Below are 345 nucleotides of genomic sequence, written 5' to 3' on the forward strand. Positions count from 1 at the left end.
CGCCGTGTCTTGCAGGCTTTCCAGGTTCAGGTTGCCTTTGATATCGGCGATCACCTGGTTCGCGCTGGCCACCGCGCCCTTGATGTTGGTATCGCCGCCGCTGTTGAGCACCAGGGTCTGGCCGGCATTGACGCGGGTGTTCAGTTGCGTCGTGCCTTCGCCATCCTCATGTCCCTTGCTGCCGCTGGCGCTGGCGGTGTAGCCGAACGACGTGCCTTTGCTGCTGATATTGGCCGCCACGCCCACCGATGCGCTCAGGCTGGAACTCTCGCTGTGCTGGCTTTCCGTGTCTTGCGCCGCCACCAGGTTGATCTGGTTGTCGGCGTTCAGCACGATATCGTTTTT

Annotated in this window: 1 protein-coding gene (only partly in view); it reads right to left on the reverse strand. The window is 61.7% G+C overall.

This entire window lies inside a single protein-coding gene on the reverse strand: locus GJA_RS25510, encoding a hemagglutinin repeat-containing protein (RefSeq protein ID WP_038498012.1). The 381-nt coding sequence extends 24 nt beyond the window's left edge and 12 nt beyond its right edge, so the window shows coding positions 13–357 — codons 5 (complete) to 119 (complete); the first complete codon in reading order (the gene reads right to left) occupies window positions 343–345. Both codon boundaries (start and stop) fall beyond the window edges.

The organism is Janthinobacterium agaricidamnosum NBRC 102515 = DSM 9628 (genome assembly GCF_000723165.1).
GTDB lineage: Bacteria > Pseudomonadota > Gammaproteobacteria > Burkholderiales > Burkholderiaceae_D > Janthinobacterium > Janthinobacterium agaricidamnosum.